The organism is Alcanivorax sp. DSM 26293 (assembly GCF_900107995.1).
Classification (GTDB): Bacteria; Pseudomonadota; Gammaproteobacteria; order Pseudomonadales; family Alcanivoracaceae; genus Alcanivorax.
Genome location: NZ_FNUM01000001.1, coordinates 678,190 through 698,360, shown reverse-complemented (window position 1 = coordinate 698,360; position 20,171 = coordinate 678,190). Strand labels below are relative to the sequence as shown.

19 protein-coding genes are annotated in these 20,171 nt (G+C 59.3%); 13 read left to right on the top strand and 6 right to left on the bottom strand.

Going from position 1 to position 20,171, the window contains the following annotated elements:
* Positions 1–1,074, top strand: coding sequence for a histidinol-phosphate transaminase (gene hisC, locus C4S63_RS03115; protein WP_103916667.1), 1,074 nt, complete (start codon positions 1–3; stop codon positions 1,072–1,074).
* A 403-nt stretch (positions 1,075–1,477) separates the two neighbouring features.
* A complete protein-coding gene (locus C4S63_RS03110) occupies positions 1,478–3,076 on the top strand; it encodes a DUF4139 domain-containing protein (protein ID WP_103916666.1) in 1,599 nt (532 codons plus the stop codon).
* Positions 3,077–3,244: 168 nt separating this feature from the next.
* Here C4S63_RS03110 and C4S63_RS03105 read toward each other — a convergent pair whose 3' ends face one another.
* On the bottom strand, positions 3,245–4,357 hold the full coding sequence (locus tag C4S63_RS03105; RefSeq protein WP_062816695.1) for a trypsin-like peptidase domain-containing protein: 1,113 nt from the start codon (positions 4,355–4,357) through the stop codon (positions 3,245–3,247).
* 123 nt (positions 4,358–4,480) lie between these two features.
* On the opposite strand from C4S63_RS03105, the gene C4S63_RS03100 reads away from it, so the two are divergent.
* Together C4S63_RS03100 and C4S63_RS03095 are read left to right on the top strand one after the other, a co-directional pair.
* A complete protein-coding gene (locus tag C4S63_RS03100) occupies positions 4,481–5,236 on the top strand; it encodes a Nif3-like dinuclear metal center hexameric protein (RefSeq protein ID WP_103916665.1) in 756 nt (251 codons plus the stop codon).
* Positions 5,237–5,261: 25 nt separating this feature from the next.
* Positions 5,262–6,134: a diacylglycerol kinase family protein gene (locus tag C4S63_RS03095; RefSeq protein ID WP_103916664.1), complete on the top strand. Its 873-nt coding sequence runs from the start codon at positions 5,262–5,264 to the stop codon at positions 6,132–6,134.
* Positions 6,135–6,362: 228 nt separating this feature from the next.
* Here C4S63_RS03095 and C4S63_RS03090 read toward each other — a convergent pair whose 3' ends face one another.
* Entirely contained in the window at positions 6,363–6,893 is a 531-nt protein-coding gene (locus C4S63_RS03090) for a YhcB family protein (RefSeq protein WP_062816698.1), read from the bottom strand.
* 484 nt (positions 6,894–7,377) lie between these two features.
* Here C4S63_RS03090 and C4S63_RS03085 point away from each other — a divergent pair, with 484 nt between their 5' ends.
* The 4 genes from C4S63_RS03085 (at position 7,378) to C4S63_RS03070 (ending at position 11,891) form a co-directional block, all read left to right on the top strand.
* Entirely contained in the window at positions 7,378–8,013 is a 636-nt protein-coding gene (locus tag C4S63_RS03085) for an alpha/beta hydrolase (protein ID WP_103916663.1), read from the top strand.
* 61 nt (positions 8,014–8,074) lie between these two features.
* On the top strand, positions 8,075–9,157 hold the full coding sequence (zapE, locus tag C4S63_RS03080; protein WP_103916662.1) for a cell division protein ZapE: 1,083 nt from the start codon (positions 8,075–8,077) through the stop codon (positions 9,155–9,157).
* Positions 9,158–9,314: 157 nt separating this feature from the next.
* A complete protein-coding gene (locus C4S63_RS03075) occupies positions 9,315–10,460 on the top strand; it encodes an acyl-CoA dehydrogenase family protein (RefSeq protein WP_063509277.1) in 1,146 nt (381 codons plus the stop codon).
* Positions 10,461–10,646: 186 nt separating this feature from the next.
* A complete protein-coding gene (locus C4S63_RS03070; RefSeq protein WP_103916661.1) occupies positions 10,647–11,891 on the top strand; it encodes an OmpP1/FadL family transporter in 1,245 nt (414 codons plus the stop codon).
* Positions 11,892–11,968: 77 nt separating this feature from the next.
* On the opposite strand, the gene C4S63_RS03065 is transcribed toward C4S63_RS03070, so the two are convergent.
* The 4 genes from C4S63_RS03065 to C4S63_RS03050 form a co-directional block, all read right to left on the bottom strand.
* Positions 11,969–12,685: an SGNH/GDSL hydrolase family protein gene (locus C4S63_RS03065; RefSeq protein ID WP_103916660.1), complete on the bottom strand. Its 717-nt coding sequence runs from the start codon at positions 12,683–12,685 to the stop codon at positions 11,969–11,971.
* 3 nt (positions 12,686–12,688) lie between these two features.
* Entirely contained in the window at positions 12,689–14,314 is a 1,626-nt protein-coding gene (locus C4S63_RS03060; protein WP_103916659.1) for an NAD(P)/FAD-dependent oxidoreductase, read from the bottom strand.
* Complete coding sequence (locus C4S63_RS03055) at positions 14,311–14,925, bottom strand: TetR/AcrR family transcriptional regulator (RefSeq protein WP_103916658.1); 615 nt, start codon at positions 14,923–14,925, stop codon at positions 14,311–14,313. Before C4S63_RS03055 ends, C4S63_RS03060 begins: the two co-directional genes overlap by 4 nt.
* A gap of 330 nt (positions 14,926–15,255) precedes the next feature.
* A complete protein-coding gene (locus C4S63_RS03050; RefSeq protein ID WP_103916657.1) occupies positions 15,256–16,293 on the bottom strand; it encodes an aldo/keto reductase in 1,038 nt (345 codons plus the stop codon).
* A gap of 252 nt (positions 16,294–16,545) precedes the next feature.
* Between C4S63_RS03050 and rplM the strand changes: the two genes are divergently transcribed.
* The 5 genes from rplM to C4S63_RS03025 all read left to right on the top strand — a co-directional run bounded on the left by rplM (position 16,546) and on the right by C4S63_RS03025 (position 20,117).
* The gene (gene rplM, locus C4S63_RS03045) at positions 16,546–16,974 is read left to right on the top strand and encodes a 50S ribosomal protein L13 (protein WP_035248051.1); all 429 of its coding nucleotides are present in this window, start codon (positions 16,546–16,548) and stop codon (positions 16,972–16,974) included.
* Between the two features lie 11 nt (positions 16,975–16,985).
* A complete protein-coding gene (gene rpsI, locus C4S63_RS03040) occupies positions 16,986–17,381 on the top strand; it encodes a 30S ribosomal protein S9 (protein ID WP_062816707.1) in 396 nt (131 codons plus the stop codon).
* A gap of 212 nt (positions 17,382–17,593) precedes the next feature.
* Positions 17,594–18,181, top strand: a complete 588-nt coding sequence (gene petA, locus C4S63_RS03035; RefSeq protein WP_062816708.1) for a ubiquinol-cytochrome c reductase iron-sulfur subunit — start codon at positions 17,594–17,596, stop codon at positions 18,179–18,181.
* Positions 18,182–18,186: 5 nt separating this feature from the next.
* Entirely contained in the window at positions 18,187–19,461 is a 1,275-nt protein-coding gene (locus C4S63_RS03030) for a cytochrome bc complex cytochrome b subunit (protein ID WP_231866050.1), read from the top strand.
* A complete protein-coding gene (locus tag C4S63_RS03025; RefSeq protein WP_062816709.1) occupies positions 19,461–20,117 on the top strand; it encodes a cytochrome c1 in 657 nt (218 codons plus the stop codon). Before C4S63_RS03030 ends, C4S63_RS03025 begins: the two co-directional genes overlap by 1 nt.
* Positions 20,118–20,171 lie beyond the last annotated feature (54 nt).

The window sequence follows — 20,171 nt, the reverse complement described above, 5'->3', positions numbered from 1 at the left end:
ATGAGCAAATACTGGAGCGACTTCGTTCACCAACTGGAACCCTATGTTCCCGGCGAGCAGCCGAAGATGGACAGGTTGGTGAAGTTGAATACCAATGAGCACCCCCTGGGTCCGTCGCCAAAGGTGATTGAGGCGATTCGTGGGCAAGCGGACGAGCGCCTGCGTCTGTACCCGGATCCGGACAGTGGTGAGCTCAAGCAGGCCATTGCCGATTACTATTCTGCTCAGGGCCATGCTATCCAGCGTTCCCAGGTGTTCGTCGGCAACGGTTCCGACGAGGTGCTGGCGCATCTGTTCATGGGTTTTTTCCGCCAGAACAAACCCTTGCTGTTTCCGGACATCACCTACAGCTTCTACAAGGTCTATTGCGGCCTCTACCAGATCGACTATGAGCCGGTAGCGCTGGACGAGACGCTGTCCATCAATGTGGAAGACTACCTGAAACCCAATGGCGGCATTATTTTCCCCAACCCCAATGCCCCCACCGGCAAGTTAATGCCGCTGAGCGATATCGAGCGTCTGCTGCAGGCCAATACAGAAACCCTGGTGGTGATTGACGAAGCCTACATCGACTTCGGTGGCGATACGGCCATCAGCCTGGTCAACCGCTACCCGAATCTGTTGGTCACCCAGACCCTGTCCAAGTCCCGTTCCCTGGCCGGTTTGCGTATCGGTCTGGCCGTGGGCGATGAGGCGCTGATTGATGGTCTGAACCGCATCAAGGACAGCTTCAATTCCTATCCGCTGGATCGCCTGGCTATTGCCGCCGGTGTGGCCGCATTCCAGGATCAGGCATGGTTCGAGCAGGGCTGTGAACAGGTAATCCGCCAGCGTGACTGGCTCAACGAGCAGCTCTCCCGGCGCGGCTTCGACAGTCTGCCGTCGGCGGCCAATTTCCTCTTTACTCGCCACCCGCAACACAGTGGTGCGTCTCTCGCTCAGGGCCTGCGGGAGCAGGGCATCATCGTGCGCCACTTCGGCAAGCCTGAACGCATCGCCGACTACCTGCGCATTACCGTGGGCACTGCAGAGCAGAACCAGGAGTTGATCGACGCGCTGGACACCCTGCTCTGATCTCCGCCGCAGCAAATCTGATTTTTACCGCAGAGGGCACAGAGCACACCGAGAAAAGCAAGGGCTTCTGTGTTTTCTGTGGTGAAACGGGTTTTGCTCAGACTCTGGAATCGCGCCGCCAGCGACGCTCCTACGGACAGTGATCGTAACGTAGGGTGCACTGAGCCTAAGGCGAACTGCACCATTGCCCAACCCATCCGGTGCAGTTCGCCTTAGGCTCAGTGCACCCTACGCGGGCCACCGGAGATTTGGCTTTTTCTCAGTGATCTCTGTGTTCTCTGTGGTAAATAATCTTTTTCTGCACAGGAAGATCGCGCCAACCAACGCCGCAAGACTCCCCGCTTGAACCTTTCCCAATACCTGCGGTACTAACAGGTATCGTCCAACGGAAAGGACCCGAATAATGAAACGATCGTTGCTGCTTGCCTGTGCGCTGTTGCCCACGTCCCTTTTGGCCGCTGATTTCAACCTCACCGCGCCGGTGAGCGAGGCGGTGTTATTCCCCTCCCAGGCCGATCTCACTCGCACTCTCAGTCAGTCCCTCTCCGCTGGTGAGCACCAACTGGTAGTCAGTGGTCTGCCGGAGCTGGATCTGGACAGCTTGCAGGTGACGGTGAAGGGCGCTCGCTTGCAGGGTGTCCGCCAGGGATTTGCCATCAACAAAGCCGATGTATCAGCCCGGCGGGCCGAGTTGGATGCGGCCATCCTCGAACTGGAGCAGATCATGGCCGCCGCCAAGGCAGCGGATGCATTGGATCAGCAACAGATTCACCATCTGCAGTCGCTAATGGGGCAGGCTCCCCAGGGGCAAGCGGTGTTTGCGCAGGTGCCGGTAGAAAAGTGGTCCAGCGCCTGGGCGTCCATCGGCAAGGCGGTGGAACAGCGGCAGGCGGCCATCAACCAGCGGGCAGTGGTACGTCACAACCAGCAACAGAAACTGGACGCCCTGCGCCAGGAACGCCAGCAGTTGGGGCAAGGACAAACCCGCAGCCGCGAACTGGTTCTCACCGTCAGCGCTAACAAACCGTCAACGGCGAAGGTTGAGCTAAAGTACTTTACCCGCCAGGCGGGCTGGCAGAATCAGCTGCGGGTGGATCTGAACAGCCGCAATGAAAACGTGGCGGTGACCGGCATTGCCCTGATCCATAACCGGACCGGTGAGGACTGGCAGAATGTCCGCGCTACCCTGGGTCTGGTGCCGGCCGGTTATCGCCACCTGCCCGATCCGACGCCCTGGATTGTACGGTTGGCAGCCCCTCAGCCGGAGATGCGAAAGCAATCATTGCGGGCGGTGATGGCGGAGCCGGCGGCGTATCAAGCTGATATGGCAGAGAGCTTCAGCGGCATGCCGGTGGCGGCTCCTGTGGCACATGGCTTTGATATGCGGGTACCGCTTTCCGCGCCGTTGTCCCTGGCCAGTGGTGATGCCAGTGCCCGGGTTTCCTACCAACAGGCGGAATTACCGGTAACCCTGAGCCGGGAAAGTTACCTGTGGCAGCAGCCCGCAGTGCTGCTGGTGGGGGAGTGGGACAATACCAGCCCGCTTCCCTGGCTGGCGGGCAGTGTCACCCTGCTGCGTGATGGTCAGCGTCTGACCCGCTACCACCGCCAGCAAAGTATCAAGCAGGGTGAAAAGGTGAAAATGAGCTTTGGCGACGATCCGCGCCTTCAGATTACCGTGACCCGGGAGCCTTCCCGGGAAGGGGAAACCGGTCTGATCAGCAAGGAAAGTACCCTGTCGGCGATCAAGAACATCACCCTCCTTTCCCATTACGACAAGCCGATCACGGTAAACCTGCTGGATCGCCTCCCCGTGGCCGGCAACGACGATATTACCGTTACCGCCAAGGGCAAGGCCGCGGATGCACAGGATGTGGATGATGTGAAAGGCCTGCAACGCTGGCAATTCACTCTTCCCGCGGGGGGCGAAGAACGCTTCAAGCAGGGCTTTGAGATTCGTTATCCGGCAGGGGAAAGTTTGAGTGGGGTGGAAGGGCTTTGAAGGCAGTTAACAGTTAACAGTGAATAGTTAACAGCGGCGCGACAGCCCGCTGGGTTGACTTGAAACGCAAGAGGCCGCGCCCATCGCTTGGGCGCGGCCTCTTGCGTTTCAGAGACAGATAAGCGCTCACGCGCACTGTTCACTATTAACTATTCACTGTTAACTGCTTTATTCCGTTTCTGCCGGCGGCCGTGTACCAATCACCACATCTACGGTCAGCGGTTGGCGGTTACGGACGATGTTCAGACTGACTTTCTGCTCTGGCTTCATGCCGGCAATGCGGTTCATGGCTTCGTAGCCGTCGGCCATGGCGGTGCCGTCGATGCCCACCAGTACGTCGCCGGGCTGCAGGCCACCCTTGTGGGCGGGGCTGTCGATGACCACTTCCGTGATCACACCACCGCGCACTTCGTCCATGCCGAAGGTCTCGGCCAGGGACGGGGTAATATCCTGCACGGTAACCCCCAGATAACCACGAATCACCCGGCCATGGTCGATCAGGTCACGCATCACTTCCCGGGCGATGGAGGCCGGGGTGGCAAAACCGATGCCCTGCCAGCTGCCGTCAGCGGAGAGGATGGCGGTGTTGATGCCGATCAGGTGGCCACGGGTATCAATCAGGGCGCCGCCGGAGTTGCCGCGGTTGATGGCCGCGTCGGTCTGGATGAAATTCTCGAAAGTGGCAATGCCCAGATGGCTGCGCCCGGTGGCACTGACAATCCCCATGGAAACGGTCTGCCCTACGCCAAGGGGATTGCCGATGGCCAGCACCACATCGCCCACCTGCACCGGTCCGTTACCGTTGAGTTCCACTTCCGGCAGGTTTTCCAGTGCCACATGAAGCAGGGCCAGGTCGGTCTCCGGGTCCGTGCCCACCACCCGGGCCGGGGCATCGCGGCCGTCACGCAGGGCCACCAGGATTTCGTCTGCGTCGCGGATCACGTGATAGCTGGTAAGGATGTAGCCCTCGTCGTCCACGATAACCCCGGAACCCAGGCTGTTCAGGGCCCGTTCCCGGCGGGGTTCTTCCATAAAGCGGTTAAACAGCGGGTCTTCCGGCACGTCATCGCTGGTGAGGATTTGTGTGGTGTAAATATTGACCACTGCCGGAGCCGCATGGTTGACGGCGCCGGCATAACTGGCGGTGCCGCTGTCGTAGCGCCCGGGGCGAGCGTTCGGACCCCACTCATACCACCACAGCACGGCCAGGCCCACGGCCAGCCCCGCCAGAATCGGTCCGGCAAAAAAACGAAAGGCTCTGATCACCGACAATGCCCCCATGCGCTTGCTTTGGCCCGTGCCATTGCCTTTCGCCCGCCACCGGGACGGGGACGAACGAGACAAGCCCGGGTCTGGATAGGTAAACTGCGCGCAATATTATCAGATCATTGCCCGGTAGGTGTCATGCTCAAGCGCGATTACATGCTGACCTTGCTCGACCAGGAGCTGGCTGCGGATCACTTTCAGGACTACTGTCCCAATGGATTGCAGGTGGAAGGCCGCGAACAGATCCGCCGTGTGGTCAGCGGGGTCACCGCCTGCCAGGCCCTGATCGATGCGGCGATCGTGGAAGAAGCGGATGCCATTCTGGTTCACCATGGTTATTTCTGGAAAGGTGAGGATCAGCGGGTTCGCGGCATGAAAAAGCAGCGCCTGCAGACCTTGCTGCGCCACGATATCAATCTGTTTGCCTATCACCTTCCCCTGGATGCCCACCCGACCCTGGGCAATAACGCCCAGCTTGCCCGGCGTCTGGGGTTCACTGTGGAGGGTGGACTGGATGATGCGCCGCGGCCGATCGGCAATGTGGGGCGGCTCGACAGCCCCATGTCGGCGGCGGAGTTCGCTGCCCACGCGGAAGCCGTGTTGGGACGCACCCCGTTGCATGTGGGCGACCCGGGCGATGAGATTGAAACCATCGGCTGGTGTACCGGTGGCGCCCAGGGCTTTATCGACAAGGCCCAGACCCGGGGGATGGATGCCTACCTGAGCGGCGAGATTTCCGAGCCCACCACCCACTTTGCCCGGGAAACCGGCATGCACTATTTTGCCTTTGGTCACCATGCCACCGAACGCTATGGGGTACAGGCCCTGGGCCAGTGGCTCAATGAGCAGTTCGGTGTGGAACATATCTTTATCGACATCGATAACCCGGCCTGAGCAGTACGAGGAACACCCTGATCCCATGAAGATTACTGTTGTATACAACCCGACCGCCGGGGGTGGCCGGGAGACCCTGCTGTGCCGTTTTGTGGCGGAGCTGGAGAAACTGGACGCGCGAGTGCGTCTCTACCACACGCGAGGGCCGGGTGATGCCGCCGCGTATCTGCAGGCCCTGGAAAATCAGGGCGATTGCGTGGTGGCGGTGGGCGGTGATGGCACCACCAACGAAGTCCTCAATGGTCTGGCTCCCGGAGTGTCCCTGGGGGTGTTTGCCACCGGAACCGCCAATGTATTGGCAAAGGAGCTGCAGCTGCCCAAACAGCCGGAGCAGGCGGCCAGGATCGTGGTCAATGGCAAAAATGTGCCGGTCACCCCGGCCCGGCTCAACGGGCGCCGTTTTATCATGATGTGCGGCATCGGCTACGACGCCTGGGTGGTGGATGGGGTGAACCTGTCGGTGAAGGAACGGTTCGGCAAGCTGGCCTATGTCCAGTCCATGCTTGCCCAGATTCGCCGTTACGGTCAGCGCCATTACCGGGTCATGGTCGATGGCCGGCCGCTGGATTGTTTTTCTGCCATCGTCACTAACGGCCGCCACTATGGCGGCAGCTTTGTGCTCAGCCGTGAGGCCAATATTCTCCGGCCCCAGGTGCAGGTATTGCTGTTCCAGAAGCCGGGCGTCAGCTTCCTGTTGCGCTGTCTCGCCGCGCTGTTGCTGGGGCGCATGGAGCGGGTGGATGGTGTGGCCAGCCTGCGTGCCCAGCGGGTGGAGATTCGCTGCGAAAATGCCGATGAGCCGATCCAGGCCGATGGTGACCCGGCCGGGAAACTGCCGGCGGAGATTGTGGTGGAAGAGGAGCCTGTGCCCATGCGGGTGGCGCAGACCTTTCAATAAGCCCCCTTCACCAGCCCGGGTTGCAGGGCGTGAATATACGGTTGATGCCCCCCTGCCGTTGGAGCTTTGCTCGCAAAGCGAAGGTTACCCGCAGGCACGTCGCGGGATTTCGGACTTTCGCCTTGCGAGCAAGGCTCCAACGAGGAAAGGGGCGCCTGAGCCGGGGGTGCCAAGGCAGCGCCAGGAATTCGCTGGCGCTGGTTTGGGGGTGGTGTCGTCAGCGGTGTTTCATTTCTTTTCTTGCGGTGGGCAGCCCTGCTCGTCGCAGCCTTCCGCGTAGTCGCGGGGAGGCTCCACGATATTGTCGGTGACCGGGTTGTCCGCCACGTCCACGGGTTTGAACGGCCCGGTGGTTTTCTGGCGCAGACCGAAATCTTCGGCCAGGGTGCCGCCCTTGGCGCTGGGGGCATAATCCAGCGGCGGAGCCACCGGCTCGTCACTGCCTTTCTGCGGGGCAGAGTCCAGGGATTTTGCCACTGCCCGTTTGCGACCCACTTCTGAACACAAGGCCTGGGCACCTTTGGAAAGGTGCTCGTGGACGGAGCGATAGGCCTGGGTCATGTCGTTGACCAGTTCTGCGGTATGCAGAAAATGGTCATCCACCTGATCACGATAGTGATTGAGGGCCTGACGGGCTTCGTCACGGTCACGAATCAGCTGGCCGGCCTGACGCCGTGCCGGTAACAACCAGAACAGTAATCCTGCGCCCACTACCACGCCGGCGGCGAAGCACAGCACCCCAGTTGTCAGCATATCCATGGCATACTCCTTCTGAATTCCCGCTATTGCAGCACAGTGCCGGGCGGTCGCCAAGGGTTAGAGCCTATCCAGGGTCTCTTCACAACCGCGTTGCCGCTAAAAATGGCTCCAGGCAATACTCGCAGAGCACAGAGGGCACGATACCGCAGGGCCTGACGGGGCAAGTTCAAGGTTCATAACACAGCATGGGGCCATTTTTAGCGGCAACCCGAAGGGCCGGGCCCATTCTTTTCAGGTGGAGAGTGCCGCCAGCCCGCGACGGCGCTCGTTCATGTAGAATGACTACACTACACAATCGCCATCACGAGCTGGCGACCCGCTTTACAGGTTAAGGAAGGACTACGGCGCGGTTGTGAAGAGACCCTGGATAGGCTCCAAGGTGTAAGGGACTGTTGATACTTTTGATGTCCTTGATGCGGCGTAGGGTTTTGCGTCCGGGGGCAGCAGCGGGTCGGCAGGGCAAGAAATGCGACAGGGGTGAAATATGGCAGCACAACAGCGACAAAGTCTCTCCGGTCCGGCGGGCAATCTGGAGGCCGTGGTGGAGCAGGGCAGTGAAACGCCGTCGTTCGTCGCCATTATCTGCCACCCGCATCCCCTCTTTGGTGGCACCATGGACAACAAGGTGGTGACCAGCCTGAGCCGTCTGGCCCGAGACCAGGGGGCTGTGGTGGTGCGGTTCAACTTCCGCGGCGTTGGTGAAAGCCAGGGAGCCTATAGCGATGGCATCGGGGAAACCGAAGACCTGCTGGCCATACACAGCTGGCTGACCCATGCCTGGCCCGATCTGCCCCTGTGGTTGGCCGGGTTCTCCTTCGGCAGTTTTGTGGCCGCCCGCGGAGCAGAAATTCTCAAGGCCAATGGTATGCCGGCCCGGGAGTTGCTGCTGGTGGCGCCTCCCGTCCACCATTACCCCTTTGATGAGATCGAACAGACCGGCTGCCCGGTGACCGTGGTCCAGGGTGAGGATGATGAAGTGGTGCCGGCGGAGCAGGTGTTTCGTTGGGTTGACGCCACGCCGCTGGCGCCGGATCTGATCCGTTTCCCGGATTGCGGGCATTTCTTCCATGGCAAACTGGTGGAGCTGAAACAGGCTGCCGCCAGCCATTTGCCTGCCTGATGTTGTCAGCCAGTCCTTGCGACGCTACATTGCCCCGTCCGAGCAGCAGGCCCCGAGTCCCATGACGCCTCTTGAACAGTACCAAGCCGATCTCCAGAGTGACGACTTTTTCCAGGACCCGGCCCAGCAAAGGGCGGTGGAAGAACTGGATGCGCTGTATCACCGCTTGCTGGCAGAGCCGGCTGGCGGTGGCTTGTTGTCACGTTTTCGCAAGCCCCGCGCGCTTACCGGCCTGTACATGTGGGGAGGCGTCGGTCGCGGCAAGACCTACCTGATGGATGTGTTTTTTCAGGCGCTGCCGTTCAAGGAAAAGCGTCGCATGCACTTTCACCGCTTCATGCAGAAGGTGCACCGGGAAATGCGAGAGCGCCAGGGGGAGAAGAATCCGCTGGTGAGCATTGCCCGCAAGTTCGCCAGCCAGTCCCGGGTGCTGTGCTTTGATGAATTCTTCGTCACTGACATCACCGATGCCATGATTCTGGCCGGGCTGATGGGGGAGTTGTTCGCCAATGGCGTGACCCTGGTCGCCACCTCCAACATCGAGCCTGATGGTCTTTATAAGGACGGCCTGCAACGGGCGCGTTTCCTGCCGGCCATCGATCTGCTCAAGCAGTACACCAAGGTCCTCAACGTGGATGGCGGCAATGACTACCGTCTGCGGCTACTGGAACAGGCCGAGCTGTACCATTGTCCGTTGGGCAAGGCGGCGGATGAATTTCTCCGCGAACGTTTCCGTACCCTGGAACCGGATCATTCCCGGCATCGTGATCACGGCAACGTGCTGATCGAGGGGCGCAAGATTCCCTCGGTCATGTGCGCGGATGATGTGGTGTGGTTTGAATTCAAGGCCCTCTGTGATGGTCCGCGTAGCCAGACCGATTACATCGAAGTGGCGCGGGAGTTTCATACCGTACTGGTCTCCAATGTGGAGCAGATGGGGGCCGGCAAGGATGACATGGCCCGGCGTTTCATCAACCTTGTGGACGAGTTCTACGACCGGGCGGTGAAGCTGGTGGTTACCGCAGAAGTGCCCATCGAAGATCTCTATGCCGGTGGGCGCCTTGACTTCGAATTCGAGCGCACCCGTTCCCGTCTTCAGGAAATGCAGTCCTCCGAGTATCTGGGGCGTGAGCACCGGGCCTGAGAGCAAGTCGTCATTGGCCGGAATTGTCATCACGGTCTGGTGGTGAACATTTCGGTCATTGCCCGCTGGCAGCACCAGTGCACAGAATGCGTCATTCTGTGCCCCGGCCGAGCCCGGTATCGGGGCTACCCCTGATAACCTGACTCCGGAGAGCATCATGATTCCCCGTACGCTGTTCAGTTCCGACCATGAGACCTTCCGCGCAACCGTGCGCAAATTCCTCGAAAATGAGGCAGTACCTCATCACGAAGAGTGGGAGCAAACCGGTGTTGTTCCCAAAGAGGTATGGCTCAAAGCGGGTGAGCAGGGTTTTCTGTGCCCCATGGTGAGTGAGGAGTACGGCGGTATCGGGGCCGATTTTCTCTATAGTGTGGTGATTGGCGAGGAAGTGTCCCGGCTGGGTCTGACCGGCATTGGCTGGGGGCTGCACACGGAAATCGTGGCGCCTTACATCGAGCACAATGGCTCTGAAGTTCTCAAGCAGAAATACCTGCCGAAAATGGTCACCGGTGAAATGATCGGTGCCATCGCCATGACCGAGCCGGGTGCCGGTTCGGATCTGCAGGGCGTGAAGACCTCTGCGGTCAAAGAGGGCGACCACTACATCCTGAACGGCTCCAAAACCTTTATTACCAATGGCCAGAACGCGGATATCGTGATCGTCGTGGCAAAGACGGATCCGTCCAAGGGCGCCAAGGGTATCAGCCTGTTTGTGGTGGAAACCGATTCCGAAGGTTTCGAGAAGGGCACCAACCTGAAGAAAGTGGGCATGAAAGCCCAGGATACCTCCGAATTGTTCTTCCAGGACGTGAAGGTGCCAGCCGAAAACCTGCTGGGTGAAGAGGGCATGGGCTTTATCTACCTGATGCAGGAACTGCCGCAGGAGCGCTTGGGCATCGCCATTGGTGGTCTGGCAATGGCGGAAGCGGCCCTGGAACATACCATCAACTATGTAAAAGAACGTAAAGCTTTTGGTAAGCCGGTGGCTGCTTTTCAGAACACCCAGTTCAAAATTGCCGAGATGCACACCAAACTGGAAGTGGCCCGCGCCTATGTGGACCGCTGCCTGGAACTGCATCTGAAAAAGGAACTGGACATCCCCACCGCGGCGGCCGCCAAGTATTACATTACCGATCTGCAGTGCGAGGTAATTGACGAATGCGTGCAATTGCACGGTGGATACGGCTATATGTGGGAGTATCCGGTAGCGCGCATGTTTGCCGATTCACGGGTGCAGCGGATCTATGGCGGCACCAATGAAATCATGAAAACGATCATTGCCAAGGCCGTTCTGGCGGACTGAAACCGGTCGTGTGATTGTAAAAAAAGAAAGGGCAGCGTTCGCTGCCCTTTTTTCTTCTCCCTGCTGACGTGAAAGCCTGACTGAACGCGATTCCTTGCTTGTATCATGGCCTATTGTGTATAAGTGGGCTGCTGATCTTTTACTTATAACGACAGCATTACTTTGCGAGGAAGAGGGAGAGAAATCATGAAAAAAACAGGTGCCGTACTTGTCGGTTCCGCATTGAGCCTGGTTGCCGGGCATGCGGCGGCAAGTGGCTTTTCTGTGTCCTACCAATCCGTGTCCGCTCTGGGTACCGCTTACGCCGGTGCCGGTGTACTGAGCGAGAACGCCTCTAACCAATGGTACAACCCGGCTACTCTGGCGGGGCTGAAGCAGGCAGAGCTTTCTGCTGCAGTTCATCAGGTGTGGATTGATACCACTTTCAAAGGCGATGCTTCCACAACGCCTTTTGGAAATGCACCGGGAGACTTTGATGATGTGGAGCCATTCGTGGGCAGTCTTTTCATGGCTGTGCCGATCAGCGACATGATGACCTTTGGTTTGGGGGTGAATGCTCCCTTTGGTACCAAAATCGAGTATGAAGACAACTGGGGTAATGCCATCAGCCCCTTGGGCACTGGTAGCGGTGATTTTTACGCAACCGAGTCAGACCTGAAAACTTACAACGTGAATCCGTCTCTGGGTATTCAGGTGACAGATAACCTGAATGTGGGTGTAGGTGTCAGCTATCAGCGTCTTGATGCCGATATTCGTAATGCCGGAACACGACTGGAAGGTGACGATGATAGTTATGGCTGGAACCTGGGGCTGACCTATAGCCCGGATGACAACAACCATTTCGGTGTCGCATACCGCTCCAAGATTGATTATGACGTGGAAGGTGATATCACTTTTAACCCGGTGGTTGCGGGTCCCCTGGCAGGAACCTACGAAGGTGAAACATCCGTAGATCTGCCAGCTTCCCTGCAGCTTTCCTATGCGGGTGATCTGTCTGATCGCACCCAGATCCTGATGGGTGTTGAGTGGATGGAGTGGAGCAGTCTGGACAAGCTGGAAATTGATCATGCTGGTCCCGCTCCGCTCCCGAACCCCGCAGTGGAAACCTTCGATTGGGAAAACACTGTCCGTTACTCCCTGGGTGTTCGTCACGCCATGAATGACACCACGGTACTGCGTGCCGGTGTGGCGCAGGAGGAGTCCACTCAGGGTACGGATAACCGCTCAGCCATCTCTCCGGATTCTGACCGGGTCTGGTTGACCCTGGGTGCGGGCTTCACGCCGGTGGAGAACATGACCATCGACGTGGGTTATGCGCATATCTTTGTGGAAGATGCGGATATCAACCGGGCGGACAAAGGCGTACCGCTGAAAGGCACCTACGAACTGGATGCGGATGTGATCGGCGCGCAGCTGAGCTACCGCTTCTGATCGCTAGCTTCGTCCCACCCAAAAAGGCCCTGCAAGCAGGGCCTTTTTTTATGTTCGTCCATCACGCGGAATCTGCTCTACTTCGCCGTCTGCAGTCTCGCCGTCAGTGCTGGCGCCAGCGCGGTGGCCATGGCCTGGTATCCCGTGATGCCCGGGTGATAGCCGTCTTCGGCCAGCAGGGTCGGATCCGTCATTGCCGGGTAGCCCAGATAGATAAAATCATCGGGCTGCTCCGCGGCCAGCTTCCGCTGAATGGCATCCAGTTGTCTGGCCCGCCAGCCCAGTAGCTGCCGCAGGGGCGTGGGCAGGGCGGTAAAACGGTGCATGGGCGGTACGCTAAGCAGGAACAAGGGGCCAGGCAGTTGCGCGCCCAGGGCCAACAGCTGTTGACGGTAACGGCGCCTGGGTGTCAGCCCGGTGGTGTCATTGACGCCCATGCTGAGCAGGATGGCATCTGCCGGCGCCAGTTGGATGGTCTTCAGGTGGTCCTGCAGGGCCTGCAGGCGAATACCGTTAATGCCATGGCTGCGCCAGCCAATGGTGCGCCGGCTTTGTTGATGTAATTGCCGGGCCAGCTGGCTGGCCAGGCCATCTTGATGATGCGTTACGCCTACCCCGGCAGCAGTGGATTCGCCGAGCACCAGCAGTTGCCATGCAGGCTCCCCGTCACCGTACTGGCCGTGCGGGTCGCCGTGGGCCTCCGGCAAGCGTGGGGTGGTGCGGCGGGTTTGTTTTCCCTGCCAGAGCAGCAGCGGTGCGAGCAGGGTGATACTGAGCCAGAAGGGCAGGTGCATGGGTTACCCCACAAACATTTTCTTGGCCAGCGGCAGGCCTTTCAGGCCGCTCACGGCAACGGTGGTGAGCAGGCCGCCGATCATGGCGCCAACCACGCCGCAGGTCATGATGTCCTGGCCGGTCAGGTAGAGGCCCGGGAGGCGGGTCTTCGGTTTCAGCCAGTCCTGCTCAAACCGTTCTGGCGTGTGGTCCAGTCCGTAGATCTCGCCGGTGCTGTAGCGGCAGAAATAGTCCGTGGACAAGGGCGTGGACAGTTCGTAGTAATCCACCTTGCCTCGTAAATGGGGCATCTTTTCGTAGAGCTTTTCCAGCAGACGCTGGGCATAGGCGTCCTTCTTTGCCTCGTAATCCTGCCCGCGTTTACCCCAGGGCTGGTCCGCCCAGTCCTGATACCACTCGAATGGCCCCGGTGCCACGATCTCGATAGTGGCCCGGCCCGGGTAGCGCTCCGCGAAGCTGGGATCCTTGGCGGAGGGAAAGGAGATATAGGTGAGCGGAATATCGTGGCTGTCCGGGGCGGCGAGAAAATTCTCAACCTGGCCACGGTAATCTGCACCCGGGTAGATCCAGAAGTTGGTTTTCGGCAGCGCCAGGTTCTCCGCCGTGTCCTGGAGGCCAATATACAGGCAGACGCTGGCCATGGAGCGTTGCACCTGCCCCAGTTTGTTCTGGTAGAACGCCTTGTGGGGCGCGTTATTCGGCAGCAGTGGCCCGAAGGTATTGAAGACGCCGGCGTTGCTGATCACGGCGGGGGCGTGGATGGCCTGGCCGTCGGCCATGCGCACCCCCACGGCCTTGCCGTTTTCGATCAGGATTTCCTTCACGTCCGCATAGGTGAACACATCGCCGCCGCCTTGCTGGATCACCGGGATAATGGTCTTGGCCATTTCCGAGGCGCCGCCCACCGGATAGTAGCCACCATAGAGATAATGTCGGGCGATCAGGGCGTGGATGATAAAGCTGGAGTCATCGGGCACCAGGCCGTTGTCGCCCCACTGGCCGGTCAGGGCAGCGATCAATTCCTGGTTGCCGGTGAGGGTTTCCAGTACTTCCCGGGTAGTGCGGTTGAGAAAGTCGGGGGCCTTGCGGCGGGCCAGATACCGGAACGGGCCGGCCATCAGGTTCGGCAGTACCTTGGCCAGGGTGACACCGGGCATGGCCTTTGCCACCCGGGAGAGATAATCCAGATAGCTGTCGATGGCCTGCTCCTCACCGGGAAACTGGCTTTTCAGTTCCTTGGCAAAAGCCTCGGGCCCGGCGACCAGATCGATCTGGCGATCGCCGATAAAGAGTCGGTCATAGTGATCGTCCATGGCCGCCCATTGCAGTTGGCCGTCGGTAACATAGTCAAACAGGCGGCGGGCCAGGGTGTGTTTGGCGCCCATGTCGCCGATGTAGTGGACCCCCACATCCCATTCGTAGCCATTGCGGTCATAGCTGTGGGTGAAGCCGCCGGCGGTGTAGTGCTGTTCAAGCACGATTACCTTCTTGCCCATTTTGCTCAGGCAGGCGGCGGCGGTCAGGCCGCCAATACCGGAGCCGATGACGATGGCGTCATAGGGGCCTTCCAGGCGGTTGGCCCGGTAACGTCGACCAACGCGCAGGGTACTGGGTGTGGGGCTGCTCATGGGCTGGGTTCCTTGTTGGTAGTCCGTTCAACGCTGCCGTCCAGCAGCAGGGCGGTGATGCCTGCGGCCAGTTGCGGTTCGCTATCAGGGCCGGGCAGATGCCCGTCGATGGTCAGTTGCGACAGTCCGTGTACCAGGGACCAGGCGGCGGCGGTGAGCAAGGACAGGGGGGCTGCTTTCAGATAACCCCGCTGCTGGCCGTTTGCCACGGTGTCTTCCAGTACCTGGAAGGCGGCCAGTCCGGCCTGATCCAGTCGCGGGTGGGCGCCACGCGGCAACACTCGCCCGCCGAACATGAGTCGGTACAGATTGGGCTCGTCGCGAGCGAAGGCCACGTAGGCCAGGCCGATACCGATGAGGGCCTTGCGGCTGTCCTGCTGGTTCACCGCCAATAGCCGCTGACGCAGGGCCTGGAAGCCGCTGATGGCCAGTTCGGCCAGAAGACTTTCCCGGTCGGCATAGTGGCGGTAGAGCGCCGGCGCGCTGACGCCAAGCTGCCTGGCCAGGGCGCGCAGGCTGATGGCGCCGTCGCCTTGCTCACGCAGGGTCGCCAGGGCCTGCTGGTGGGCCTGCTGGGATAGATCGCCATGGTGGTATGCCGTGCGTGCCATGATTTCTCGTTTGCCGAAGTTAACGGCGTTAACATTGGCATGGCTGATGCTGTATCGTCAATGGTTATTCGTTAGCTGGGAGAGGGTTGTGGCTTCGCTGTAGGAGCGGCTCTCGAGGCGCGAACCACGCGCTAGCGTGGAAATCGCCCGCAGGGCGATCAGGGATGTCAGCGCTCGACAGGTTTCTGGAAGAACAGGGTTTTTGAAACCGCTGTTGCCTCGCTGCGCTCGGTTCGTCCCCAGGATGGGAACTCCTACAGTGGAGGTGTATTAAGGCCTTCAGGCGTGAAACTCCGCGTCCACGAATTGGACGCGGAGGGTTGCCTGGTATCAGGGCGCCGGGTAAGGGAAGCGGGTATGGATGGCATCGAGCGCTTTTTCCAGCTCCCGGTCCCAGGGCAGATCGACACTTTTCAGGTTTTCTTCCAGCTGGGACAGGCTGGTGGCACCAATAATATTGCTGGTGACAAAGGGGCGGGTGGTGACGAACTGCAGGGCCAGCTGGGTGGGGCTGAGGCCGCGCTGCTCTGCCAGCTGGCAGTAGGCCTCGGTGGCGGCGCTGGCCTGATCGTTGGTATAGCGGCTGAATTGTTTGACCTCGGTGAGCCGGGCCCCCTTCGGCCACTGGTTGTTGCGGTATTTCCCGGTCAGCATGCCAAAAGCCAGGGGAGAGTAGGCCAGTAAGCCGACGTGCTCGCGATGGGCGATTTCCGCCAGGCCCACTTCAAAGCTGCGGTTCAGCAGGGAGTAGGGGTTCTGGATGCTCACCGGTGGCGCCAGACCGACTTTTTCGGCTTCGCGTAGAAAGGTCATGGTGCCCCAGGGGGTTTCATTGGAGAGGCCCCAATGGCGGATCTTGCCGGCATCCACCAATTGCTTGAGGGCGGCCACCGTGTCGCTGATGGCAATACCGTCCTCCCCGTCCCGGTGCTTGTAGCCCAGCCGGCCAAAGTAGTTGGTGGTGCGCTCCGGCCAGTGGAGCTGGTACAGGTCGATGACTTCGGTCTGCAGGCGCTTCAGGCTCCCTTCCACGGCACTTTGCAGGCTCTGCGCACTGAAACGGGGGCCGCCGCGGATATGCTTCACATAGTCGCCCGGGCCGGCGGCCTTGGTGGCCAGGATCACCTTGTCCCGATGGCCGGTGCGGGCAAACCAGTCGCCGATGATGGTTTCGGTGCGGAATGAGGTCACCGGGCTGGCCGGCACGGCATACATCTCGGCGGTATCAAAAAAATTGATGCCGTGGTCCAGCGCCATGTCCATCTGGGCATGACCCTCTTCGGCAGTGTTCTGGCTTCCCCAGGTCATGGTTCCCAGACACAGACTGCTGACCTTCAGGTCGGTGCGTCCAAGACGGCGATATTCCATGGTGTACTCCTTATCCTTGCAAGGGGGCCGGTAGGCACGGGTAGAATGGCCGCTCATCTCACCATGCTGTTTGTCAGCGCACAATGGTGGGAACCGACCTGCGATCAGGTCGTTAATGTCATCTCAACAAAAGCCCCTGAACCGCTTGTGTTCTGAGGGGGGCTTGGGTAGAATTCGCGCTCTCTTGCCCGGCGGAACTGTCGCCGGCGGGTGTTTGCTACCCGTAACATATTGAATTTAGGGCAGAATTCCATGAAGACCTACAGCGCAAAACCGGAAAGCGTAAAGCGCGACTGGTATGTGGTAGACGCCTCCGGCAAAACGCTGGGTCGGTTGGCGACCGAAGTCGCCAGCCGTCTGCGCGGTAAACACAAGCCGGAGTTTACTCCACACGTCGATACCGGTGATTACATCGTCGTAGTCAATGCCGATAAAGTGGCCGTTACCGGTAACAAGGCAAATGACAAGATGTACTACCGTCACACCGGTTATCCGGGTGGCCTGAAAGAAGCCAACTTCTCCACTCTGCAGGCCGAAAAGCCTGAAATGATCATTGAGAAGGCGGTGAAGGGCATGCTGCCGCGTAACCCCCTGGGTCGCGCCATGTTCCGCAAACTGAAAGTTTACGCAGGCACTGAGCATCCGCATACCGCTCAGCAGCCGCAGCAGCTGGAAATTTAAGGGGTTAATTGATGGCAACTGTAGAAACCAACTACGGAACCGGTCGCCGCAAGACCTCTTCCGCTCGCGTTTTTCTGCGTCCGGGCAGCGGCAAGATTTCTGTCAATGGCCGTCCGCTGGATGTGTACTTTGGTCGTAAAACCAACCAGATGGTTGTTCGTCAGCCGCTGGAACTGATCGAAGTGAGCGACAAGTTTGACGTACTGGTTACGGTCAGCGGTGGCGGCAACAACGGCCAGGCTGGCGCCATCCGTCACGGTATCACCCGTGCACTGATGGAATACGACGGTGAGCTGCGTGGTCAGCTGCGTCGCGCCGGTTACGTGACCCGTGACGCCCGTGAAGTTGAGCGTAAAAAAGTGGGTCTGCGCAAGGCGCGTCGTCGTCCGCAGTTCTCCAAGCGTTAAGCTTTACAACAGCTGTTCACAAAAAAGCCCAGCAATGCTGGGCTTTTTTGTGTTCAAATCAGGCGTTTAGCGACTCTGGCCGGGGAATAACCGGTTGTCAGGTGTGGGCTTTTTCTTTACCATTTGCGCCGCCTTACTCCGCCCGGAGCGCGAGGTAGTACCTCGAGTCTCGGACTATTCCCGAGCGTGGGATCCAAGGGGAGAATAACTGAATGAGCAACGACGGCGTTAATACCAGCCGCCGCACCTTCTTGATCGGCTTGACCTCGGCTATTGGTGCCGCAGGTGCAGTTGGCGCGGCTGTTCCTTTTGTGAAATCCTGGCAGCCCAGTGCCAAAGCCAAGAATGCCGGTGCGCCGGTAACCGTGGATGTTGGCAAGCTGGAGCCCGGTCAGCGTGTGGTTGAGGAATGGCGAGGCCAGCCCGTTTGGGTGGTGCGCCGTACCGACGATATGCTGCAAACCTTGTCGCAGCTGGAAGACAAGCTTCGTGACCCTGCGTCCGAAGCGGACCAGCAGCCTGCCTATGCCCAGAACGAGTGGCGCTCGATCAAGAAAGAGCTGCTGGTACTGATTGGCACCTGTACGCATCTGGGGTGTTCGCCGTTATACGAGGACGAGCCCACAGTGGAGCTGGAGCATGGCGGCTTCTTCTGCCCCTGCCACGGTTCCAAGTTTGATCTGGCCGGTCGCGTCTACAAGAGCGTACCCGCACCCACTAACCTGGTGGTGCCGCCGCACTCCTATCTGAGCGAAGGTGTCATCATTGTGGGTTCTGAAGAAGGGGAGACCGAGGCATGATGGGAATGGTGAATCGTGTTGTCGACTGGGTAGATGCCCGTCTGCCCGTGGTGGACGCTTACAAGCGCCACATGTCCGAATACTACGCCCCGAAGAACTTCAACTTCTGGTACTACTTCGGTGTGCTGTCTCTGGTGGTGCTGATTAACCAGCTGCTCACCGGTATCTGGCTGACCATGTTCTACTCCCCCAGCGAAGGTTTTGCCTCGGTGGAATACATCATGCGTGATGTGGAGTGGGGCTGGTTGATTCGCTACATGCATGCGGTGGGGGCGTCCGCCTTCTTCGCTGTGGTCTATATCCACATGTTCCGCGGCCTGATGTACGGTTCCTACAAGCCGCCGCGGGAGCTGGTGTGGATCTTCGGCATGCTGATCTACCTGGCGTTGATGGCAGAAGGCTTCCTGGGCTATGTGCTGCCCTGGGGCAACATGTCCTACTGGGGGGCTCAGGTGATCATTTCCCTGGCGGGCGCCATTCCCTTTGACCTGCTGCCGTTTATCAGTGCTGCAGAAGCGAAGGAAATCGGCGAAGGCCTGACCACCTGGGTGCGTGGTGATTATCTGCTGTCCACGGCGACGGTGAACAAGTTCTTCGCCCTGCACGTGGTGGCTATCCCCATCGTGCTGCTGGCGCTGGTGGTACTGCATATCCTGGCACTGCACGAAGTGGGTTCCAACAACCCGGATGGTGTGGAAATCAAGCAGAACAAGGACGAAAACGGTATCCCGGTTGACGGTATTCCGTTCCACCCTTACTACACCGTGAAAGACCTGCCGGGCGTGATCGTGTTCCTGATGATCTTTGCCGTGGTGATCTTCTTCTTCCCGGATGGCGGGGGTTACCTGCTGGAGAAGCCGAACTTCGAGCCGGCCAACCCGCTGAAGACCCCGGATCACATTGCTCCGGTATGGTACTACGGTCCGTACTACGCCATGCTGCGTGCCACGACCCTGGATATCATCATGTCTTCCAAGGCCTGGGGTCTGGTTGCCATGGGTGGCGCTATCGTGATCCTGTTCGTGATCCCCTGGCTGGATCGCCACCCGGTTCGCTCCATCCGCTATCGCGGCTGGTTGAGCAAACTGTTCATGGCGATCTTTGTGGTGGACTTCCTGATTCTGGGCTATCTGGGGACTCAGCCGGCAACGCCGGGTAAGACCATGCTGGCGCAGTTCGGTACGGTGTATTACTTCAGCTACTTCCTGCTGATCATGCCGTTTGTTCACAAATTCGAAAAATCCAAGCCGGTTCCGGAACGGGTAACGGGGGGTCACTGATGAAGAAATTAGCGGTCGTTCTTTTCAGCTGCCTGCCGTTGGTTGCCTTCGCGGCCGGTGGTGGCAAGAGTGAGTACGAAGTGCCGGCACCGGTGAATCTGCAGGACAAGGTAAGCCTGCAGAATGGTGCCAAGCTGTTTGTAAACTACTGCATGGGCTGTCATGGTCTGCAGTACCAGCGTTACAGCCGCCTGGCTGAGGATCTGGAGATTCCGGAAGAACTGGTGCAGGAAAAGCTGAATTTCACCACCGACAAGGTGGGTGATCAAATGCGTACTGCCATGGACCCGGAAGATGCCAAGGCCTGGTTCGGCAATGCGCCGCCGGATCTCACCATGGTGACCCGCTATCGTTCAGAGGATTGGGTGTATTCTTACCTGATCAACTTCTACGAAGACGAGTCCCGTCCCTTCGGTTACAACAACCGGGTGTTCGAAAACGTGGGTATGCCCCATGTGATGGCAAGCCGGGAAGCTGAGCTGAGCGAAGAAGAGTTCAAACAGGAAATGGGTGATATCACCAATTTCCTGGCATACACCGCTGAGCCGGTCCGTCCGTTGCGTGAGCGTCTGGGTGTGTATGTACTGGTGTTCCTGGGCATTCTGTTTGTCCCGGCATACCTGCTCAAGAAGGAATACTGGAAAGACGTGCACTAACCATTAGTGCCGCTTTTCAGCGTTGAACAGGGTATCCGTGTAAGCGGTTACCCT

Excerpts from the sequence above, each read along its gene's own strand:
- hisC (WP_103916667.1), top strand. The coding sequence starts at position 1 with ATGAGCAAATACTGGAGCGACTTCGTTCACCAACTGGAACCCTATGTT.
- C4S63_RS03110 (WP_103916666.1), top strand. The coding sequence starts at position 1,478 with ATGAAACGATCGTTGCTGCTTGCCTGTGCGCTGTTGCCCACGTCCCTT.
- C4S63_RS03105 (WP_062816695.1), bottom strand. The coding sequence starts at position 4,357 with ATGGGGGCATTGTCGGTGATCAGAGCCTTTCGTTTTTTTGCCGGACCG.
- C4S63_RS03100 (WP_103916665.1), top strand. The coding sequence starts at position 4,481 with ATGCTCAAGCGCGATTACATGCTGACCTTGCTCGACCAGGAGCTGGCT.
- C4S63_RS03095 (WP_103916664.1), top strand. The coding sequence starts at position 5,262 with ATGAAGATTACTGTTGTATACAACCCGACCGCCGGGGGTGGCCGGGAG.
- C4S63_RS03090 (WP_062816698.1), bottom strand. The coding sequence starts at position 6,893 with ATGGATATGCTGACAACTGGGGTGCTGTGCTTCGCCGCCGGCGTGGTA.
- C4S63_RS03085 (WP_103916663.1), top strand. The coding sequence starts at position 7,378 with ATGGCAGCACAACAGCGACAAAGTCTCTCCGGTCCGGCGGGCAATCTG.
- zapE (WP_103916662.1), top strand. The coding sequence starts at position 8,075 with ATGACGCCTCTTGAACAGTACCAAGCCGATCTCCAGAGTGACGACTTT.
- C4S63_RS03075 (WP_063509277.1), top strand. The coding sequence starts at position 9,315 with ATGATTCCCCGTACGCTGTTCAGTTCCGACCATGAGACCTTCCGCGCA.
- C4S63_RS03070 (WP_103916661.1), top strand. The coding sequence starts at position 10,647 with ATGAAAAAAACAGGTGCCGTACTTGTCGGTTCCGCATTGAGCCTGGTT.
- C4S63_RS03065 (WP_103916660.1), bottom strand. The coding sequence starts at position 12,685 with ATGCACCTGCCCTTCTGGCTCAGTATCACCCTGCTCGCACCGCTGCTG.
- C4S63_RS03060 (WP_103916659.1), bottom strand. The coding sequence starts at position 14,314 with ATGAGCAGCCCCACACCCAGTACCCTGCGCGTTGGTCGACGTTACCGG.
- C4S63_RS03055 (WP_103916658.1), bottom strand. The coding sequence starts at position 14,925 with ATGGCACGCACGGCATACCACCATGGCGATCTATCCCAGCAGGCCCAC.
- C4S63_RS03050 (WP_103916657.1), bottom strand. The coding sequence starts at position 16,293 with ATGGAATATCGCCGTCTTGGACGCACCGACCTGAAGGTCAGCAGTCTG.
- rplM (WP_035248051.1), top strand. The coding sequence starts at position 16,546 with ATGAAGACCTACAGCGCAAAACCGGAAAGCGTAAAGCGCGACTGGTAT.
- rpsI (WP_062816707.1), top strand. The coding sequence starts at position 16,986 with ATGGCAACTGTAGAAACCAACTACGGAACCGGTCGCCGCAAGACCTCT.
- petA (WP_062816708.1), top strand. The coding sequence starts at position 17,594 with ATGAGCAACGACGGCGTTAATACCAGCCGCCGCACCTTCTTGATCGGC.
- C4S63_RS03030 (WP_231866050.1), top strand. The coding sequence starts at position 18,187 with ATGGTGAATCGTGTTGTCGACTGGGTAGATGCCCGTCTGCCCGTGGTG.
- C4S63_RS03025 (WP_062816709.1), top strand. The coding sequence starts at position 19,461 with ATGAAGAAATTAGCGGTCGTTCTTTTCAGCTGCCTGCCGTTGGTTGCC.